Origin of the sequence: Methanolobus vulcani (assembly GCF_900100715.1) — an archaeon.
GTDB classification, from domain to species: domain Archaea; phylum Halobacteriota; class Methanosarcinia; order Methanosarcinales; family Methanosarcinaceae; genus Methanolobus; species Methanolobus vulcani.
The window spans coordinates 1-17517 of the sequence record NZ_FNCA01000002.1; the positions used below are offsets into that span (position 1 = coordinate 1).

The 17517-nt window shown below is 40.4% G+C and carries 24 protein-coding genes and 2 tRNA genes; 4 read left to right on the plus strand and 22 right to left on the minus strand.

All coding sequences use genetic code 11. From position 1 onward, the window contains the following. The 4 genes from BLP52_RS02425 to hisG all read right to left on the minus strand — a co-directional run. Positions 1 to 312 (minus strand): IS1 family transposase (locus BLP52_RS02425; protein WP_154717790.1); only part of this gene is annotated, 312 nt, incomplete at its 3' end. Positions 313 to 418: 106 nt separating this feature from the next. Beyond that, on the minus strand, positions 419 to 994 hold the full coding sequence (gene hisB / locus BLP52_RS02430) for an imidazoleglycerol-phosphate dehydratase HisB (RefSeq protein WP_091708422.1): 576 nt from the start codon (positions 992 to 994) through the stop codon (positions 419 to 421). 39 nt (positions 995 to 1033) lie between these two features. Further along, positions 1034 to 1774 (minus strand): 1-(5-phosphoribosyl)-5-[(5-phosphoribosylamino)methylideneamino]imidazole-4-carboxamide isomerase, encoded by a 741-nt coding sequence (gene hisA / locus BLP52_RS02435; protein ID WP_091708423.1) that lies wholly within the window; start codon positions 1772 to 1774, stop codon positions 1034 to 1036. Positions 1775 to 1784: 10 nt separating this feature from the next. Further along, a complete protein-coding gene (hisG, locus tag BLP52_RS02440) occupies positions 1785 to 2639 on the minus strand; it encodes an ATP phosphoribosyltransferase (RefSeq protein ID WP_091708425.1) in 855 nt (284 codons plus the stop codon). Positions 2640 to 2889: 250 nt separating this feature from the next. Here hisG and BLP52_RS02445 point away from each other — a divergent pair, with 250 nt between their 5' ends. The 3 genes from BLP52_RS02445 (at position 2890) to BLP52_RS02455 (ending at position 4583) form a co-directional block, all read left to right on the plus strand. Then, positions 2890 to 4086 (plus strand): methionine adenosyltransferase, encoded by a 1197-nt coding sequence (locus BLP52_RS02445; RefSeq protein ID WP_091708427.1) that lies wholly within the window; start codon positions 2890 to 2892, stop codon positions 4084 to 4086. A 231-nt stretch (positions 4087 to 4317) separates the two neighbouring features. Next, positions 4318 to 4425: transfer RNA gene (locus BLP52_RS02450), tRNA-Tyr, on the plus strand. Between the two features lie 85 nt (positions 4426 to 4510). After that, positions 4511 to 4583: transfer RNA gene (locus BLP52_RS02455), tRNA-Asp, on the plus strand. A 97-nt stretch (positions 4584 to 4680) separates the two neighbouring features. Here the strand turns inward: BLP52_RS02455 and BLP52_RS02460 are convergent. The 18 genes from BLP52_RS02460 to BLP52_RS02540 form a co-directional block, all read right to left on the minus strand. Then, on the minus strand, positions 4681 to 5577 hold the full coding sequence (locus BLP52_RS02460; protein WP_091709142.1) for a tyrosine-type recombinase/integrase: 897 nt from the start codon (positions 5575 to 5577) through the stop codon (positions 4681 to 4683). 194 nt (positions 5578 to 5771) lie between these two features. Further along, positions 5772 to 6044, minus strand: coding sequence for a hypothetical protein (locus BLP52_RS02465; protein ID WP_091708429.1), 273 nt, complete (start codon positions 6042 to 6044; stop codon positions 5772 to 5774). Between the two features lie 558 nt (positions 6045 to 6602). Further along, complete coding sequence (locus tag BLP52_RS02475) at positions 6603 to 7142, minus strand: hypothetical protein (RefSeq protein WP_091708433.1); 540 nt, start codon at positions 7140 to 7142, stop codon at positions 6603 to 6605. After that, positions 7139 to 7513, minus strand: coding sequence for a hypothetical protein (locus tag BLP52_RS02480; protein ID WP_091708434.1), 375 nt, complete (start codon positions 7511 to 7513; stop codon positions 7139 to 7141). The genes BLP52_RS02475 and BLP52_RS02480 overlap by 4 nt, the downstream gene beginning before the upstream one ends. Then, positions 7510 to 7953, minus strand: coding sequence for a hypothetical protein (locus BLP52_RS02485; RefSeq protein WP_091708435.1), 444 nt, complete (start codon positions 7951 to 7953; stop codon positions 7510 to 7512). Before BLP52_RS02485 ends, BLP52_RS02480 begins: the two co-directional genes overlap by 4 nt. 146 nt (positions 7954 to 8099) lie before the next feature. Further along, positions 8100 to 9038 carry a hypothetical protein gene (locus BLP52_RS02490; protein ID WP_091708437.1) on the minus strand — a complete coding sequence of 313 codons (939 nt, stop codon included), beginning with the start codon at positions 9036 to 9038 and terminating at the stop codon, positions 8100 to 8102. Beyond that, positions 9035 to 10096, minus strand: a complete 1062-nt coding sequence (locus BLP52_RS02495) for a hypothetical protein (protein WP_091708439.1) — start codon at positions 10094 to 10096, stop codon at positions 9035 to 9037. The genes BLP52_RS02490 and BLP52_RS02495 overlap by 4 nt, the downstream gene beginning before the upstream one ends. Further along, positions 10093 to 10449 carry a hypothetical protein gene (locus BLP52_RS02500; protein WP_091708440.1) on the minus strand — a complete coding sequence of 119 codons (357 nt, stop codon included), beginning with the start codon at positions 10447 to 10449 and terminating at the stop codon, positions 10093 to 10095. Before BLP52_RS02500 ends, BLP52_RS02495 begins: the two co-directional genes overlap by 4 nt. A 2-nt stretch (positions 10450 to 10451) precedes the next feature. Further along, positions 10452 to 10736, minus strand: coding sequence for a hypothetical protein (locus tag BLP52_RS02505; RefSeq protein WP_091708442.1), 285 nt, complete (start codon positions 10734 to 10736; stop codon positions 10452 to 10454). Further along, positions 10720 to 10977: a hypothetical protein gene (locus BLP52_RS02510; protein ID WP_091708444.1), complete on the minus strand. Its 258-nt coding sequence runs from the start codon at positions 10975 to 10977 to the stop codon at positions 10720 to 10722. The genes BLP52_RS02505 and BLP52_RS02510 overlap by 17 nt, the downstream gene beginning before the upstream one ends. A gap of 602 nt (positions 10978 to 11579) precedes the next feature. Then, complete coding sequence (locus BLP52_RS14255) at positions 11580 to 11732, minus strand: hypothetical protein (RefSeq protein ID WP_154717772.1); 153 nt, start codon at positions 11730 to 11732, stop codon at positions 11580 to 11582. Positions 11733 to 11777: 45 nt separating this feature from the next. After that, on the minus strand, positions 11778 to 11990 hold the full coding sequence (locus tag BLP52_RS02515) for a hypothetical protein (protein WP_091708445.1): 213 nt from the start codon (positions 11988 to 11990) through the stop codon (positions 11778 to 11780). Further along, complete coding sequence (locus tag BLP52_RS02520) at positions 11991 to 12242, minus strand: hypothetical protein (protein WP_091708446.1); 252 nt, start codon at positions 12240 to 12242, stop codon at positions 11991 to 11993. 152 nt (positions 12243 to 12394) lie between these two features. Beyond that, entirely contained in the window at positions 12395 to 12541 is a 147-nt protein-coding gene (locus BLP52_RS14260; protein ID WP_154717773.1) for a hypothetical protein, read from the minus strand. Positions 12542 to 12557: 16 nt separating this feature from the next. After that, a complete protein-coding gene (locus BLP52_RS02525) occupies positions 12558 to 12752 on the minus strand; it encodes a hypothetical protein (RefSeq protein WP_091708447.1) in 195 nt (64 codons plus the stop codon). Further along, positions 12745 to 13041, minus strand: a complete 297-nt coding sequence (locus BLP52_RS02530; protein ID WP_091708449.1) for a DUF5658 family protein — start codon at positions 13039 to 13041, stop codon at positions 12745 to 12747. The genes BLP52_RS02525 and BLP52_RS02530 overlap by 8 nt, the downstream gene beginning before the upstream one ends. 171 nt (positions 13042 to 13212) lie before the next feature. After that, positions 13213 to 14436, minus strand: a complete 1224-nt coding sequence (locus tag BLP52_RS02535; RefSeq protein ID WP_091708450.1) for a hypothetical protein — start codon at positions 14434 to 14436, stop codon at positions 13213 to 13215. 1259 nt (positions 14437 to 15695) lie between these two features. Next, positions 15696 to 16085 carry a DUF5658 family protein gene (locus BLP52_RS02540; RefSeq protein WP_091708452.1) on the minus strand — a complete coding sequence of 130 codons (390 nt, stop codon included), beginning with the start codon at positions 16083 to 16085 and terminating at the stop codon, positions 15696 to 15698. 225 nt (positions 16086 to 16310) lie between these two features. Here BLP52_RS02540 and BLP52_RS02545 point away from each other — a divergent pair, with 225 nt between their 5' ends. Continuing rightward, a complete protein-coding gene (locus BLP52_RS02545; RefSeq protein ID WP_091708454.1) occupies positions 16311 to 17486 on the plus strand; it encodes a M24 family metallopeptidase in 1176 nt (391 codons plus the stop codon). Positions 17487 to 17517 lie beyond the last annotated feature (31 nt).

The window sequence follows — 17517 nt, forward strand, 5'->3', positions numbered from 1 at the left end:
ATAAGTGTGCATCTCATCTAATTCCACAATATCTATCTGGTTTTCGCTTTTTAGATCCTCTAATTCCTGGCCAAATTTCTTAATCCATTTATATACTGAAACATGGCTTACTCCTAAAACTCTTCCGATAGAACGAAAACCTAATCCCTCAAGATAAAGTTGTAATGCCTGCCTTTTAACAGAAGTGGAACTAGCAGTTGATTTTATCTCGACGGTATAATTATAGCCGCAATCATGGCATTTGTAGCGTTGACGTCCACCAACTTTTCCATTCTTCTTGTGATTGGAACTCTTACATTTTGGACAGTTCATATTTAAGTATAAGAATTCAATATATATAACTATGTTTAGATAACAAAGCCCCAATAATTCGGAATTATGGAATTGAAAAATAGATTCTATTTTTCTAAGTAAAGGATCAAAGCACTCCTTTGGTGCTTTTGATCTCATCTCCTTCTACAACTATTGCTCTTCTGAGAGCATAGGCGAAGGCTTTGAAGAGTGCTTCTATCTTGTGGTGGTCGTTGTCACCATAAACATGGGCATGCATGTTCATTTTTGCATTCTGAGCAACGGCTTCAAAGAAGTGATCTACCATCTGGGTGCTGAACTCACCAACTTTAGGAGCTTTGAACTCTGCATCTATTACAAGATAGCTGCGTCCTCCAAGGTCCAGTGCAACGGTTGCAAGTGCTTCATCCATGGGGATGCGTGCTTCTCCAAACCTTGCGATACCTGCTTTATTTCCAAGTGATTCAGCAAGCACCTGACCAATTACTATGCCGGTATCTTCAACCAGGTGGTGGTCATCCACAATGAGGTCTCCGGTGGCTTTTACAGTGAGGTCGAAGTTCCCATGTTTTGTGAAAGCAGTCAGCATGTGATCAAAAAAACCGACTCCTGTACTGATATCTGCAACTCCTTTTCCATCCAGGTCGATCTCAATAGAAATGTCGGTCTCGCTGGTTTTGCGTGAAATCTCTGCTTTTCTCATGGGTGCACCTGTTGAATTTGCTCTCTATAGTATACTAATTTATAAATCCTCTCTGATAATATTTATCGCTTCTGGAAGTGTAAATTTTCCTGTATATAATGCACTTCCGACAACAACTGCCTTTGCTCCGGTATTCTTCAGTGCAATGAGGTCTTCAAGTTTTGTCACACCACCTGATGCAATTACCGGAATATTCACTGATCTGACAAGTTCTTCGGTAGGGGCAGTGTTCACTCCCTGAAGCAGTCCTTCAGTATCTATATTGGTAAACAGAATACTTCCTGCTCCGAGTCCCTCAAATTTGATTCCCATTTCAACAGCTGTGAATTCTGATTCCTTTTTCCAGCCTTCAATTGACACTTTGCCATTCTTTGAATCCAGAGCCACGTTAATGTGTTCACTTCCAAACTCCTCGGCTAGCTCTTTTACAAGCTGTGGGTTATTGATGGCGGCAGTGCTGAGTATCACTCTGTCAACACCAATATTCAGAAGTTCAGCAGCATTTTCAAAAGAACGGATTCCGCCACCGACCTGGATCTTCATTCCAAGAGGCTTGCATTCCTTTACTATGTTCTCGATAATTGGTGAATTCTTGCGTTTTCCGTCAATGGCACCGTCAAGGTCTATGAGATGCAGGGTCTTTGCACCCTGGGATACCCAGTCCTTTGCTACGGCAACCGGGTCGTCGATGGAAATCATCTCGCTTCCCGGAACACCCTGTACGAGTTGTACACATTTGCCGTTTCTCATGTCAACAGCAGGGATCACTTCAAATGACATGTAACCTCAGTTAGGGCATCATTCTTTCAATTGGAACTACCAGTATATCCTTTGCACCTGCTTTTTTGAGCTCGCCAACGGTGGCAAAGATACTGGATGCATCAACAACAGCATGTACGGCAAGTATGGAATTATCAGACTCAACTTTCATTACAGTTGGTCCTGCCATTCCAGGGAGCACTTTCTTTACGGTTTCAAGCTCGCTTTCCGGAACGTTCATCATAAGGTAACGTTTTCCCTTTGCCCTGAGCACACTTTCAACGGCTGTCTGGATCTGTTCGATCTTCTCATTATCAGCCCTTGTCTTTTTATTTGCGATAAGGTAAACTGATGAAGTGAACACTTTCTCTATCATTTTGAGATGATTGGTTACAAGAGTTGTTCCTGAACTTGAAATATCAACAATAGCATCAGCAATTCCAACGTGTGGTGTCATTTCACATGCGCCACTGACCTTTATTACTTCGATGTCAACACCAAGGTTTTTGAAGTATTTTGCAGTGATGTTTGGGAATTCTGTTGCAACACGCATTCCCTGAAGCTCTGCGGCAGAACTGATACTGGAATCTTCAGGCACAGCAAGTACCAGATTTGCACCACCGAATTTAAGGTCAAGCATGACCTCTACATCGGACTCGGTCTCATCAATGAGGTCAAGACCGGTGATTCCTACATCTGCGGCACCATCCTGTACATATTCCGGGATATCTGCTGCCCTTGCAAAAAGGTATGTGATCTCAGGGTCTGTTGTTTTGGCGAAAAGTTTCCTTGTCCCTCCTTCAAGTACAGGGAGACCTGCCTCTTTGAGGAGGTTTACGGTAGGGTCATGTAAGCGCCCTTTGTTGGGTATTGCAATACGTATCATGGGGATCCTTCTGTAATATTATAATCAGTATCAATTGAACGTTCTTTGAAAGACTTTTATAGCATATAGAGTTCACGCTGAACTTAAAAATTCTATAATTTATTTAATACATGAGGTATTATTACTATTAGTTATATTCTCTGATGGTAAATATTAAATATATATTGCGTTCTTGATATAGCGAAGAATACATAATCAATTTGATTTATCTTCTTACATTTGTCTTTTAATTAATTTATAGAGGATTAATATGATGCGAAACATCAAAGTTGAACACCTGATCGAAACGCCGGTGGAAAAACAGCAGATCGAGCTTGTGGAGAGAAAGGGAGTAGGTCACCCTGACAGTATCTCAGACGGTCTGGCAGAAGCAATGAGCCGTGCACTGTGTAAGGAATATATCGAAAAATGTGGCGTGGTTCTTCACCACAATACCGATGAGACTCAGATCGTTGCAGGAAGGTCAAACCCTCAGTTTGGAGGTGGAGAGGTCATCCAGCCTATTTACACTCTGCTTGTAGGAAGGGCAACCAAAGAATTCAATGGTGTCGAAATACCTGCTGAAGCGGTTGCTCTAAGAGCTGCCAAAGATTACCTCAGAAATACAATAGTTGACCTTGACCTTGAAGGTGACATTATTCTTGACTGTAAACTTGGTACAGGTTCATCTGATCTTAGAGATGTTTTCCAGAGGGACAGGGTTCCTGTGGCAAACGATACTTCCTTTGGTGTAGGTCATGCTCCATTCTCAGAACTTGAACAGATCGTCTATGATTCTGAGAGGATGCTGATCACAGATCTTAAGAAGAAGATTCCTGGAATCGGTACAGATATCAAGGTAATGGGTCTGAGAGATAACAATGATATTCAGCTTACCATCTGCTGTGGTATGGTTGGCAAGTACGTCGATGATATGGACCACTACCTGAACATCAAGGAAGAAATGGTGGATTACGTTACTGACCTTGCTCTTAAGCGCACAGACCGCACAGTAAAGACATTTGTCAATGCAGCAGATAATGTAAAGTGTAACTCAGTATTCCTTACAGTTACCGGTACTTCTGCAGAAATGGGGGATGACGGTTCAGTAGGACGTGGAAACCGCTGTAACGGACTTATCACTCCTAACAGGCCAATGAGTATGGAAGCAACCAGTGGTAAGAACCCGATCAACCACATTGGTAAGATATACAACCTGCTGTCAACACAGATGGCAAGGGATATCGTAAAGGCTGTTCCTGATGTAGATGATGTTTACATTAAGCTCCTTTCCCAGATAGGCCAGCCAATAGACCAGCCATTTGTAGCCAGCGCACAGATCATCCCTGCTGACGGTGCAAACTTCAACTCTATTAAGTCAGAAGTTGAGGTCATTATGGATGACTGGCTCGCTGACGTTACTAAGATCACAAAGATGGTCATCAACGGCGAACTGGACACTTTCTAACTCTATCCCGAAGTGCGCCCTTCAGATAAGTGACAGGGCAACTTCTTTTTTGTTTTTAGGTATTTTCTATTTTATTCCCTTTTTTAGATTTTTACTATGGCAGGTTTAGATGCTTCTCTTTATATAGTTCGCAGACGCAAACGTATTTTGCGGCGAAAGAGCTAAGTATGATTATGCGTATTGGAGTGTTGCATCGCACGGCACTGTCGTGCGGAAGCATGATTTGTAAGACCCGCTTTAACTCAGTTGGTAGAGTGCGCGGCTGTAGTTTGATTCATGTGCATGGTCACATTACGCGCAGGCACCGCGATGTCCCCGGTTCGAGTCTGGGAGGCGGGACTTTCAAAATCATGAATAAAGCACAAAAAGCTTTATATACAAGAGCAGCCTTTTAGGGGTGCTCACAAGCGAAATCCACTTGAATGTCCGAATAGTGTAGAGGCCTATCATGGAGCCCTGTCGAGGCTCCGACCCGGGTTCGAATCCCGGTTCGGGCGTTTTGGTCTAATTCCCGGAATTTCCGGGGATTTTTAACTATTTTTACTTAGAAACTATCCTTCTTTGAAAACATTCGCCGCAACTCATGTATATACATCAAGGTGTTAAACCAAGTTGTGGGATATGTCTCATATATGCAGCTTTTAGTTCATCACATTCTATGTGGTCATAGATATCTATTGCCTCTCCTCTTACGTCTCCTCGGAGTTCCTGGATGAAGGATTTAGACATTCCAGAACGTCTTAGATGAGTAGTGAACCAGACCCTAAAACAATGTGGTGTGAACTTCTCATGAACATGACCTTTCGGTCTGTGTATACCAAGTTTCCTTGCATATTCTGTGATGATCTTGTAGACCATATTACGGCTGATCCTATCTCCAGTAGTTGACAGGAACAAAGCCGGATTTTTGTCTGTCCTGGTCTTTAGATAAGCCCCCAGGAAGGCTTTACATTCATCGTCAAAGTATACCAGGCGGTTAGATCTCTTTGGAGTAGGCTTAAGCAATACTGTATTGTTTGCCAGGGAAATATCTGATCTATCAAGTGTAATTAACTCATTTCGACGTATTCCAGTTTTAGCCAGGAAGATCATTAAAGTCTGATGTTCCAAGGAATCGGCGGATTCTATGAGTTCTCGCATCTTGTCAATGCTAATAAGTTGCTTTTTTTGTGGTGTATGTCGTTTTTTGTAGCGTCTTAAGTATCGTTTCCGGAACTTCCCTATTTCATGCTTCTGAAGTATCCCTACATGCTCCAGATAGTCAAAAAAAGTACTTAGGGATGCAAAGTATGCATTGATGGTTGAAAACGTCAGATTCCGCTCATCTCGAAGATGTATAAGGAAAGGTTGCAGGTCTTCAGCTTTAATCTGAGGTCCAATAGAATAACGACCAAGATAATATTTCACATGGCCAGTATAGGATTCAATTGTTCGGTATGAATAACCCATAGTTTTACAATCAACAACAAAGTCATCTATCAAATTATTCATACAGTGTATATAAAAGTCAGATATATAATTTATAGGTAACGAAAAGGTGTTAATTCCAGAACATTGTAAAATAGTTTTTTTCGCTATTAGCACCCCGACCATACGTCGCACAATCCTTCGGTATAAGGAGCATAGGGACCCAGGCTAAAGCCTGGGTCCTGGAACAGGCAAAACAAGATTTTGAAAGATGCAATTTAAGATTTTTTTGATTTAATATTATCAACAACAAACATAACAAAAAACCCAATTAACGCACCTGCATAAACATAATAAGAAGCAATTTCAGCATAATGCACATAAAAGGAATCCTTTAAAGTCATACCTCTAAAAAGAATATCAACATACGTTAAATCACTGGTAAAAATACGAACTGGATTTAAAAAATAACCAATTAAAGAACCTATAAAAATAGAGATGAAATAAGAATAGCCATTTAACGCAGTTTCATCGGATGATATGTCAAGCATATAGAGCACCTGAATTAATTTTAATAATACATAATATTCATTATTATATATAGTTAACATTATTCTATTAATCCAACCATAATATGCATTATATTGAAACTCTGCCTATGCGCCGCCAAAGGCGGGCGCTTGAATCGCTTCCCTTTGCCTGAGCGCAATAACCGGCATTCTGAAAGAGTGATTCGTTATTGATTTTATTTTGTTATATAATACAGAAATAGTAAAAAATCTGAACTTAAGAAGGAGTTAGATTAAGTTGCAGATAGAGAAGTTCTTTAACGCTAAAGGAACCAAATACTCCATTGACTGAAAAGAAAGATGATAGAGAGATTAGAGAAGAGAGGAAAGGGAACCCGTTTAAAATAACGTTGAAACCTTTTGAGTTATGCAGCAAAAATGGAGAGCACCCTCCCAGGGGCCAGCCAAACCTACGAGAAAGACAGTCTTTTATACCCACTAAAAAAGACTTTCTTAAACTTTAGAAAACCCAAGACATTAGTCACACGCACCCTGTCTATGAAGTGAACCCGCCCAACCGACCCCGCAACCAGCTACGCCCTAAATCAAAGAATCAATAACCTCACAGGTATCATATAAACCCAGAACTGGAGAAGGTTCAATTAAGATCTGAGAAGGAGAAAGAGAGAAGACACCCCATTTATCTTTTTTAAGAGTATCTACTTTCATGAGAATTGGATTATCATTTTTATCTTTGAGAGTCTCTACTATAAGGATAGCCATCATTCTATCACGGTAACGACCATCTATGAGGTCCATAGATTGCATGTTAAGGTATGCATTCATATTGCGTTTTGCTAGTTTAGAGAAGATATAGGATCCTTCTTTATTCTTATTGGTGCCGAAGTTACGGCTATCGAAGGTGTACCAGGCTTCATCCATTACAAGGGTCCCGGAGTGCATTTTGTCGAGGTCTTCTACTTTGTTTATTCTGGTGTGTGGGAAGTTCAGGTCGTAGTTGCTGTAGATGGGGATTCCTTTCAGGTGGTCGTGGTAGGCTATGGCTGTCATGAGAAGGGTCTTACCGGCTGAGAGGTCGCCGATTATTGCGTATCTGCCGGTTGGTAGTCTTCCGGTCATGGGAGGACACCCTTTAGTTTGCTCATGAGTTCTTCTTTTTTGTCAAGGGAGTTCTTGAAGAATCCCTGCATGATGTCTCTTATGTCATGTCTTCCATGGGCTGATTTGGAGACATTTATTTTGAGGTAGATCTCTACGAATTCATTGATGAATTCGCAGGTATCAGGGAGCATCATGTTCTTGATAAGAAGTATCTTGTTTATCTCGTTTATCTGTGTACTATTGAGGTTTGAGACTGCAAGCCATGCTTTGAGGTCCTGGGGGAAGAGGATTCCCATGGAATCCCTCATGAGCTCATACTTTTGTTCATGCTCTGTCTTTCTCATACTGGTCTGTATGAGTTCGGAGAAATTGACAGGTTCATTGCTCATAGCAGGCTCACTCCAAGGACTGTCGTAACGAATGCCAGGGTAATACAGATACCCATTACAAAACCGATAACACCGAGGGTGATATTCGGTCTGAGGATGTTCGTGAGAAGTCCGGAACATAGCAGGGCTTCTGTTTGCTCGCCTGTGAGATAGTCCTGTTTTTCCTTCTCATGACGAATGGATACTGCTGAGTTATAGGAAGCCATAACTGCAGGTCCTTTATCATCGTGATACATGCCTTTATTTCCAAGGTAGATGAGCTTCAGACCAAAGACACTGATACAGTCCGTATCCGGTAGGTATTCACCTTCTTTTTTGACAATCTTATGTGAGGGTGTCAGATAGTAAACTGTAACCTTGTTATCTTTTACGACCTTGCCTTTGCTTCGCAGGTCCTTGAAGAAATGACGAAGCTGCTTGAAGTCTATGTTCAGGCTCATTCTGAACACATCCCCTTCTTTTTATAGAGGCTGTCGAACTGCCTCTTCGCTTTTTCTGTGTCTGTACTGTGAACTTTCAATACCTTACGGTGATTGATCTCTAAGTGTATCTTTACATTTTCCATGTCACCAACTCGTTAAAAGGATTAACCGGGGATGAGCCGGTTCGCTATGCTGAATACAAATTCTACGAAGAACTTGAACAGGATGAATGGAAGTTTCATGAAGAAGCCGAAGGCTTCTATGTACTTCTGTATCATCCTAAAAACGCCCTGGTTCTTGTGCAGGATACCCCAGAAGAGGGAGCCACACTGAGCAACCGCAACATATACCCAGAATGAACTCAGGAAGAACTCAACAAGGAATAGAAGGAAGGTGAGCATCTTCTGCATGTAATAGAGTATCTGATAAAGTGTCCTGTCAGAATCTGCAAAATCTATTAGTTCATACAGATAGTGCAATGGTCCTGAGATATCATTTGAATAATCTGAATCCTGGACCCTGAGTGTTGCATATCCATATCCTCCACGTCCTGGCTTTTCTTCAGCGGACATGAAGCTGATAGAGGATATATCAAAGGTCATTCCCTGTGCTGGAAGCAGGGATACGTTAAGGTCAGACCGACCTAAACTTATTGATTCCTGGGTAATTTCAATACTGCAGGAATCAACACCTAATCCCTGTTCGCCTTCAAGGTAGGTATTTCCGAGGGTATCGGTCAGATTATAGCATAATCTTTCATTGGTCCAGAAGAACAGGACAGTTTCTTCTTCATAGAAGAAGTTGAAGTTCAACTGCGTAGAGTTGAAGCTATCATACCAGAAATAAACAGGTAATTGGGAATCTTCTTTGATTCCTGTGAGGTCCATTTCAAGATAGTATATCTCATCATCTGAAGGGCAGATGACGTTATCGTATACATCATTATCAATTACTGTTCTGTCTGTTGTCACCCATTCAGTAGATAGTGAGTTCACTATGATGTACTCATCAAACCCGGGTGTGTTCTCAAGCTCATAGGTTCCTGCAGATGCAAGAGGGATAGTAAGAAGAATGAGACAGATAAGAGGTAGTAAGTATCTCAATTCTTACCACCCATTGCAGCCATTAGGAATAAACAGATCAATAGTATCCAGGTAATACCACTGTAATTGGTAGCTACTTCTTTTGCATCTTCAGGGGAATCAAGATTTAAAAGTGGATTGCCTGTTGTCGAACTGTCATCTTCAGAACTACCAGCTGATGAGGGAAAATAACCACCTGCTAGATTAATAGTTGAATACGTTTTTATCTGGTCCTGAAGAACCACATAGATCACACCACCAGAATCAATTAACAGATCCCATCCATAATTACCAAGAGATGATATTTGCGCATGTGTACCGGAAGAAGGATTATAATACCTCAACTCATCCATACCGACGTAATATATTATACCGTCTGTATCGGATTTTGCACCTTTGTACCATGAAGACGTGATATATGATACCACGGGATTGAAAGAAGGAACCGAAGATGTTAAATTCCAAATATTTAGACCGTTACCCGGATAATTATTTTCTGCCTGTACTACATGTATTTCACCATTGGGATGTCCAAATATATAATACCATTCTCCGGAAACAGATGAATTGGTATACCATATAGATTGTGATTCAGTGCCCTTATGGACTTTCCATAGTTTAGGATTAAAATCACCTACGCCAGACCGAACAGAACCAGTCCCTATATAGAGATAACCATCCTGATGATCATAAATAGACGACACCCAACCAGAGCCACCAGACTGGAATACTGTGTGAACATCATCAATTGTTGCAGAATCCATATCAAGAACGCCATTAGCTTGAAGACGTTTAAATATTAATTCCCCATCAGAAAAATAGAGGTTTGAGCCATCATAATATAGGGATTCAATACCATAATCGGCATTACTCACATATAGACTAGCACTTACACCCGGTTCCCAGATGTAAACAGCCTCGCCATAAGATGTAGTTGAACCTGAAAGGAAAAACTGACCGTCCTGATAATAACAGATAGACCTTGCAAGAGTCATATCAGAAGGCAATGAATACGAAGCTGCTGAAGCAGTAGAGACAGAAATAAACACTAAAAACAAACTTATAATTATTTTGTTCATAGTTTAGCACCTCTCTTCCATATCAGGAACAATCCTACAACGACACAGCCGACAAGTGCAAAGGCCAGTATGAAAGGTAGATATGCCTGGAACCAATAGACACCCTGAATAGGGTCTGCTGTAAGAGATACTACATTAGGCTTTACAGTGATCTGATAATTGTAAGCTGAACTCAGAACAAGAGTGTCGTTAGTTGTGAAATCTCCAATATATTCGGTGTCATTAGCTGTAACCTGATAGACCGTATACTCGTAAGCATCGAGTGGGTCTGTTATCCTTACTGTTCCTGCCGATGCAGTGGAGACCGAAAGCAGGAAAAAAGAAAGAAGAAGGAGAGAGAGGAACCTTCTCATAGTTACCTCATTCCTCTACGTCCTATGTTAAGTCCGTCAAGAAGCTTGTCGAATGCACCGGTGAAGAATCCGACTACTGAAACAGTAATCAGGATACCTGCAAAGGCAATGACAAGACTCTGCATAGAAGGCATCATAAGAACAACATCATCGACCATTGGAGTTATGGTTTCGTTAAGTTGTGCTGCGGAAGCCGGTGCAATTACTGAGACTGCTGCACCTGTAGCTACTACAGCTTTTCTACCATGTTCTTTGACCTTTTCTTTAAAATCACTGAGTTTGACCATGTAAAACACCCCCTCTTACAGAAGAGAGGATATCAGGTATTTTCAGACCAAGAAGTTCGAGATCATCAGCAAAGATAGAGAAGTTCTCGTATTCATCCTTGTGCTTATTGAACTTGGATAACTGCGCCCATCTGACAGTAGAACCGTCGTCCTTTTGCTTTTCAGATACCGATACACTAATACCAGGAAGGCGCACTCTTTCGCCTACCTGCCGAATTCCATATTTATTGAAGTCTGACATACTTATCAATGCAGACTTTAGGAAAGGGATATTTAAACTGTTCAAATTATCATAAATTTAAGCCTAAATTTAAGCTTAAAATTAAGTATAAAATATAGTTTTGAATAAAGTGAAAGGCTGAATTACTGCGTAGATCAACATTTTAGTAAATAACTGATGCGTCAATATGGCAGAGTGCCGCATTCACACAGAAAGAAGATATCACTTGCTACTTATGGAACGTCTATAAGTTCCCTGCGTGCTGGTTGCTGCGCTTCGCTTGCTATTCCTTCCGCTACGCTCCAGAAAAACCAGCCACTCAAGAAACTCACGACTTAGTGTTATGGGATTGCCTGTATTGGTGGGTATTTAGATGAAGGGTTGCTACATGAAGGACTACGACAGCGGGATGTATCCCGCTAATTCTTCCGTTTTGTCAATCATCCAAGAAGTTCATTTCCAAGGGTGTTTATAGATGTTGAAAAAAGAGAGTTTAGTATATAAAGAAATGAACGTTTTTCAGTATGTTGTTGGAAGTCTAAAAAGTAACACTTCCTTTTCTTGGCGGTTCAGGCAGTCACTAAATATGATTGTAAGATCGGACATTATTATCAACAACCTTTCTAAGAAGACTCGTCATCTTTCAGAGGCTCGAAATAAGTACACGCCTGGCAATAGTGACCAATCTTAGGAGTACTCAATTTACCATCAATACGCTTTTGAATATACGCCGAAACCATCTTACTACCACACTTAGGACAAATTAATCTAGACATATCCATAAATCAGACCTCATTACAAATAAAAATGTCTATAGACAATCACACCTGAAGTACAATATAAATACCGACACCACCCGCCATAAGTCCTGTTTTTTCGATATTTTCAACATTAAAAAAGAATGATGAAAATTCAACAGCGGGTATATGAGTAATATAGATATCTCCTTTTTTCAGGACCACATTCCGAACATCAGAATAATGAACACCATCTTCAGGAATATGATCAGGATGCCAATTAACATGTACTTTCATTCAAATCACTCCATGACCAATTATAATCTTATCAATAAAATCAAGTTTTAAATCACCTGTTTCAACTTCATTGTTATAACAAAAAGCAAGATGTTTACTGAATATTATTTTAATATCTCCAAGGACCTCTCTAAATCTGATAGTATCACATTCAAATGAAAAAAACACATCCCTACGACCAAATTCACATTCAGTATATACAAACGCATGTTTATACTTTGAATCAAAATATAGTATTTTAGCATTATTCATTTTAGTACCTCATAAAGTCTCTAGACAATTAACTATAAGTCTCTAGACTATATAAAAACATCGGCGGCTACTGATAGCGTTTTTATTATATCCAACAAAAAGAATAAATATAAATTGCCGCAAGTCTAGAGACATTTAGAAACCTTCCATTATTATGGGGTTCCGGCTACCTTCAACGCATGTGGATAGTACGGACTATCCTTGTTTTCCTGCCAGTAATGATCGAAACAAAGATCACCGCCTATCAAATATAGGCCGTCAGTTTCAACGACCTCTTCACCGCAAACTCTGCATTTCAAATTTTCATCTCCTTATCTATGGGTCATCGGCAGCAGGTCTGATGATTCCGTACGAGCCAGTATCATCATATCCAAGCTCGAACCGAACACAATCTATCAACAATTTTCCATCAAGGTCACGAAGGCCAAGAGCAAAGGCAAGCTCAGAAGGAATAGTGACATAAACGCCACTGCCGTTATTGCTTTTCAGAGCGTATTTTGCCTTAGCCATGGAAGACCACCGCCGTATTACATACCGTTGCTAGCAGGCCAATACAGGAAACGGAATGTCTTGTGATGTTCCAGTAAAAACGATCTGCATTTTTGTAAACATGATAGAGCAGAATAAGGAATGATGCTTTAATTGGAATTAGTGAAAGATATCCATAAGCGTTGAATATCTGAGAAAGTACAGGATTCCCTTCATAGAAAAGGCCTGTATGCAGTGCGTAGATCGTTGTGAGAGTATCTCCTAAAATAAAAAGAAGGAATAGAACCCTGACATCTTTTAAAAATGTCAAAGTGCAACACCCCGATTCAAAACATTATCAATATGATATTGTCTTGTATTCGGTTTACCATTCAGGAAATGAAATAAGGTAAGTTCTTGATCAGGCCGTCTTTTATCACATGGCTTACGTTTAACCGAAGCCCAACTATCCAAACTGTTTATCGAACTCATTTATCAAACCTCACACGTTTAACTTAGTGATCTTAAAGCTGTTTGGGGGATCCCGAAGATCTCCCAGGAACAAACGCCGCTTTTTTTGTGGGATATCAGTATCCTTCAAAATTCGAGAGTATTCACTCAGCAGGTACTCGACATAGACGGCGTTATCAGGATTCCGTATTGAACTGAGCCATGAATCAATACACTCGCCGGTGCATTCATCATAGGCAATGAACTCTTTAAGAGGGAAGTATCCGGCATCCTCTGCTGTTTTTTCTTCTTCCTTATCACGAAGATAGCAGAGTTCTCCCATGTCATCAACTGTATAGGGAGTGGTACGTTTTTCATTCAGGTGGTTTAAAACAGATAATTGTATGTCCTGAATCTCTTCAGGAGTGAGATAGTCTTCAGGCTTCCAATTACGGAGATCACCAAAGACTCCAGCAGGTTCCATCCGGGATTTACCTGCATTTACGAGTATTCCGCAGTGAGTAAGGAGATAACGGAGATGTTGAACGATATCAGAGACATTATCGAGAGTATAGGAGCCGTCCGTTTTTTGCAGCTTGGTGATTACGATATTTTTATCCCCTGATATCTTTTGATGACCGGGGAAAAGAAGGTAATGAACATGAGGAGAGAAGTTAACGAGGTCACGCCACGATTTAAAATCAGTATCGAGATAGTTGTTTATCTCATTAATAGAAGAAGGATTCAGAATATAGTTCCAGAAACCTCCGGAACTTGTTTCTTCTCCACAGAGAACACGGACAGCCTGTTGAACGCTCTTTTTTATTCTAAATGGGTGATCAAGTTTGAATCCGGCAGTTACACCGTTACGCTTTAACCGGTCCTTTGCGTTCCTGCGGAATCCCCGGTATTCATCAAGGGTTAGGGAATAGGCTTTATCTGAATCCATTGAAGCTACAGCCCTGAACGGCCTGTCACCGGTTACAAGAGAATAACATTCCAAGAGAACAGCATATTTGAATACTTCAGAATCTACTTTTAACCGATAACAGGAAGGACAACGCCAAAGCTTGCAGGATATTATCATTTCAAGGGCACTGTTACCCGATGCATGGATATGGCTAATATACGGAGTATGACAGTAGTCCGGTGATTGACCCTGTCCTGGCACGGTAAAGTTACCTTTGTTCAGGATGGTGGTTTTTGGGTCAAATAGCTCGTCCTGTCGCTTTTGATAGTCATACTCAAGGGTTCCAAGAGCACCAAGAGCAGACATCAGCACTCCTGAGCAAAGCTAAAGCTTAAGCTGTTTATATTCAATGGATTCATTTTATTCGTGCCTACAATTTGTTCCCAGGCTGGTGACCTGGAAGATTTTGTTAAGTTTGGTGAACTTAACATTTTTTGGAATGAAGTCCAAATATAAAAAGATTTTTAATTATGCACGTACATCTAGAAACTGACTTGTACTGGCCTGCTGGTAACAGGTCAAGTCAGGAATGCGAAACAAGTTTTCTAATCGTGCCGCTTGCTAGCATTTTGTGATAACAGTTACAAGACCAAAAACGCCCGGGGATTTAGACTCAATTCTCGATTGGGTTCAAATCCCGGTTCGGGCGTTAAATCCTTAATCCCGGTATTCCGGGTTTCTTTTCTCTTTTTGCTTTGATCTAAAACTTAGTTCTCCCTTTATTAAATTACATTTATCAATCAGTTTTAATAAATTTTGAATTTTAACTACTTATAAATAGCATGTATATGTAACCATAAATTGTGGTACATATGAATGATTCCGGCAATTTAATTGCTGCTAAAGCGTTGATACTTGCGATTTTGTATATCGCTCTTCTTTTTGGGATAGTGATCTTTGCAGGCGTAACCAATATATGAATTTACAGATTTTCGAATAACTCTTTTTGCATAACAATGCTTCTTATCTTATGTAGTGGCAGCCAAGTGCAATTCTCAATGGCACATCTGCCCTGTCACCCCTCTTTTGACTAGCATGGATCATTTACATATTCCTTAACGGTATGATGTTTGACATAATTAGAAATGTATTTATAACACAACTGTCTTTTTGTAGACTGTTATGTTTACAAAGGCTAGCAAATCCACTGCAGTAAGGGTAATAATTCTTATTTCTCTTTACCTTCTTTTGATGTTGTCAGTGGGTGTCTTCTCTGCCTTAATGCGCTAGTTCCATCATACTTTCAGATAATAATGTTCTCCCACTATCTTTAGAAGCTAAACTTCAATGATTACTTATAATAGTATACCGATGGAATATTATGGTACGAATGAATTCAGCAGCCAATCTCCCCATCATGAAGATATTATTTGTTCTAATGTTGTATCTTCTAATGGTACTATCTATTGGTCTGCTGGCAGGGATAATGTCAACATAACAGCATGATAAGATCAGATGTCAGAAAAGTAATAAAAATGGTGGATTTCCCGTTTTTTATCGTTTTTGGGACGTTTTTCCGTTTTTCTGTTTTTCGTCGTTTTTGGAACGTTTTTCCGTTTTTACCATCATAATGCCACAGTGTGGAGTATCTGCACAAGGCTGCATTCCATGAATATGACCATCAGGTTGTTCACCACCAGGAACAGACCTACGAATGCAATACCTTTCCTTGACACCCTCCACAAAAGATCTGTCCATTTTGAATCTGCATTCTTCAGGATTGTGTAATTCCAGTACACGATTCCAATGAACAGGATTTTAAGCATAAGGAGAGAGCCCACGCCATAGTTCTGCATAACTGCCGCCAGGAAATCATTCTCTTCGAATCCATAGTTAAGCGCATGAGCCGTTGTCAGGAAATCTCCAAGTACGTAAAACAGTATTATATACTTAATATCCCTGAGAAAATCAGAGACATTTGTGAACTGTGAAACGTACTGATTTGCATTGTGCATAATAGTTGCTTTTTATGGAGCTGTATATAATCAGAATGTGGTTATATTGCACATCTATGTTCATAGATCCCGGATAAATGTACTTTTCCCATGTAAATTAGGTTTCTAGTGGCATGGCGCAATATTTGTGAATACATTATTCTTTTATAATCACATATTTTACAATCAACTTCCAATCAAACATTTGATAACAATTTTGTACTAGTAGCTACTAGATATTATATTATGACCTCATCAACAGTTCCCATTGATATTTCCGCAACGCTGGAAAGCCACAAGTCAGATGCATATCTGATGGTAGGGAATTCGAACAATGCTGATATTTATTATGCAACCCGTTTTTCAGCATCAGACGAGTTCACATATACTCAGATAAAGAACGGTAAAGAAATCCTTCTGATATCTGACATGGAAAAAGGCAGAGCTGAACTGGAATCCCGGGTTTCTGATATTCGTACCTTACAGGGATGCGATTACAGGTCAAAAGTAAAGGAAAGGCAGGATCCTGCTCTTGCCTATTGCGACTGCATTGCTGAAATCCTTCAAAAGGAAGGTGCAAGGCACATTGCCGTACCCAGGGATTTCCCCTATCATATTGCTCAGACCCTAAAGGAAGAAGGTTTTAGTATACAGGCAATCAAGAGCCCATTTGCCCAGCTGCGTGCAAGGAAAGACGAATCCGAGATCAAAATCGTCAGAAAGGTACAGGATGCCTGTAACACTGCAATGAAAGCAGCTGCAGAAATGATCCGTAAATCCGAAAACGTGGAAGGCATACTTAATTACCGTGGCTTTGCCCTGACATCAGAAATGATCCGCAAAGAGATTGATATCACTCTTCTGGAACATGGCTGTGAGGCAGACAGTACCATTGTTGCCGGTGGAAAAGGTTCAGCAAACCCTCACTGGGAAGGCGAAGGTCCGATAAAGGCAAATGAACCTGTGGTCATAGATATCTTCCCTCGTAGTAAAAGAAAAAAATATTATGCAGACATGACCCGCACAGTTCTCAACGGAACTCCTTCTGATAAGCTCAAGGACATGTACGATGCAGTACTTGCAGCGCAGACCGCAGGTATTGAGATGGTCAAACCTGGTGTTAAATGCAGCGATATACACAACAAGGTTTGTGATGTTTTTAAGGAAAGGGGATATGACACAGTAAGGGAAGGCTCAAATGTTGGTTTTATTCATTCAACCGGGCATGGTGTAGGTCTTGAGATCCATGAACTTCCCTTTGTTGGCAACAGTGATGTGGAACTGGAAGAAGGTAATATCATAACCATTGAGCCGGGACTTTATTATCCTGATGTAGGCGGTATTCGTCTTGAAGACCTGATCCTTGTGACAGCAGACGGGCATGAGAACCTGACTGAAATGGAAAAGAAATTTGTATATTAGTGCCAACTAAAGTGTTATTAGGAGATTTTAC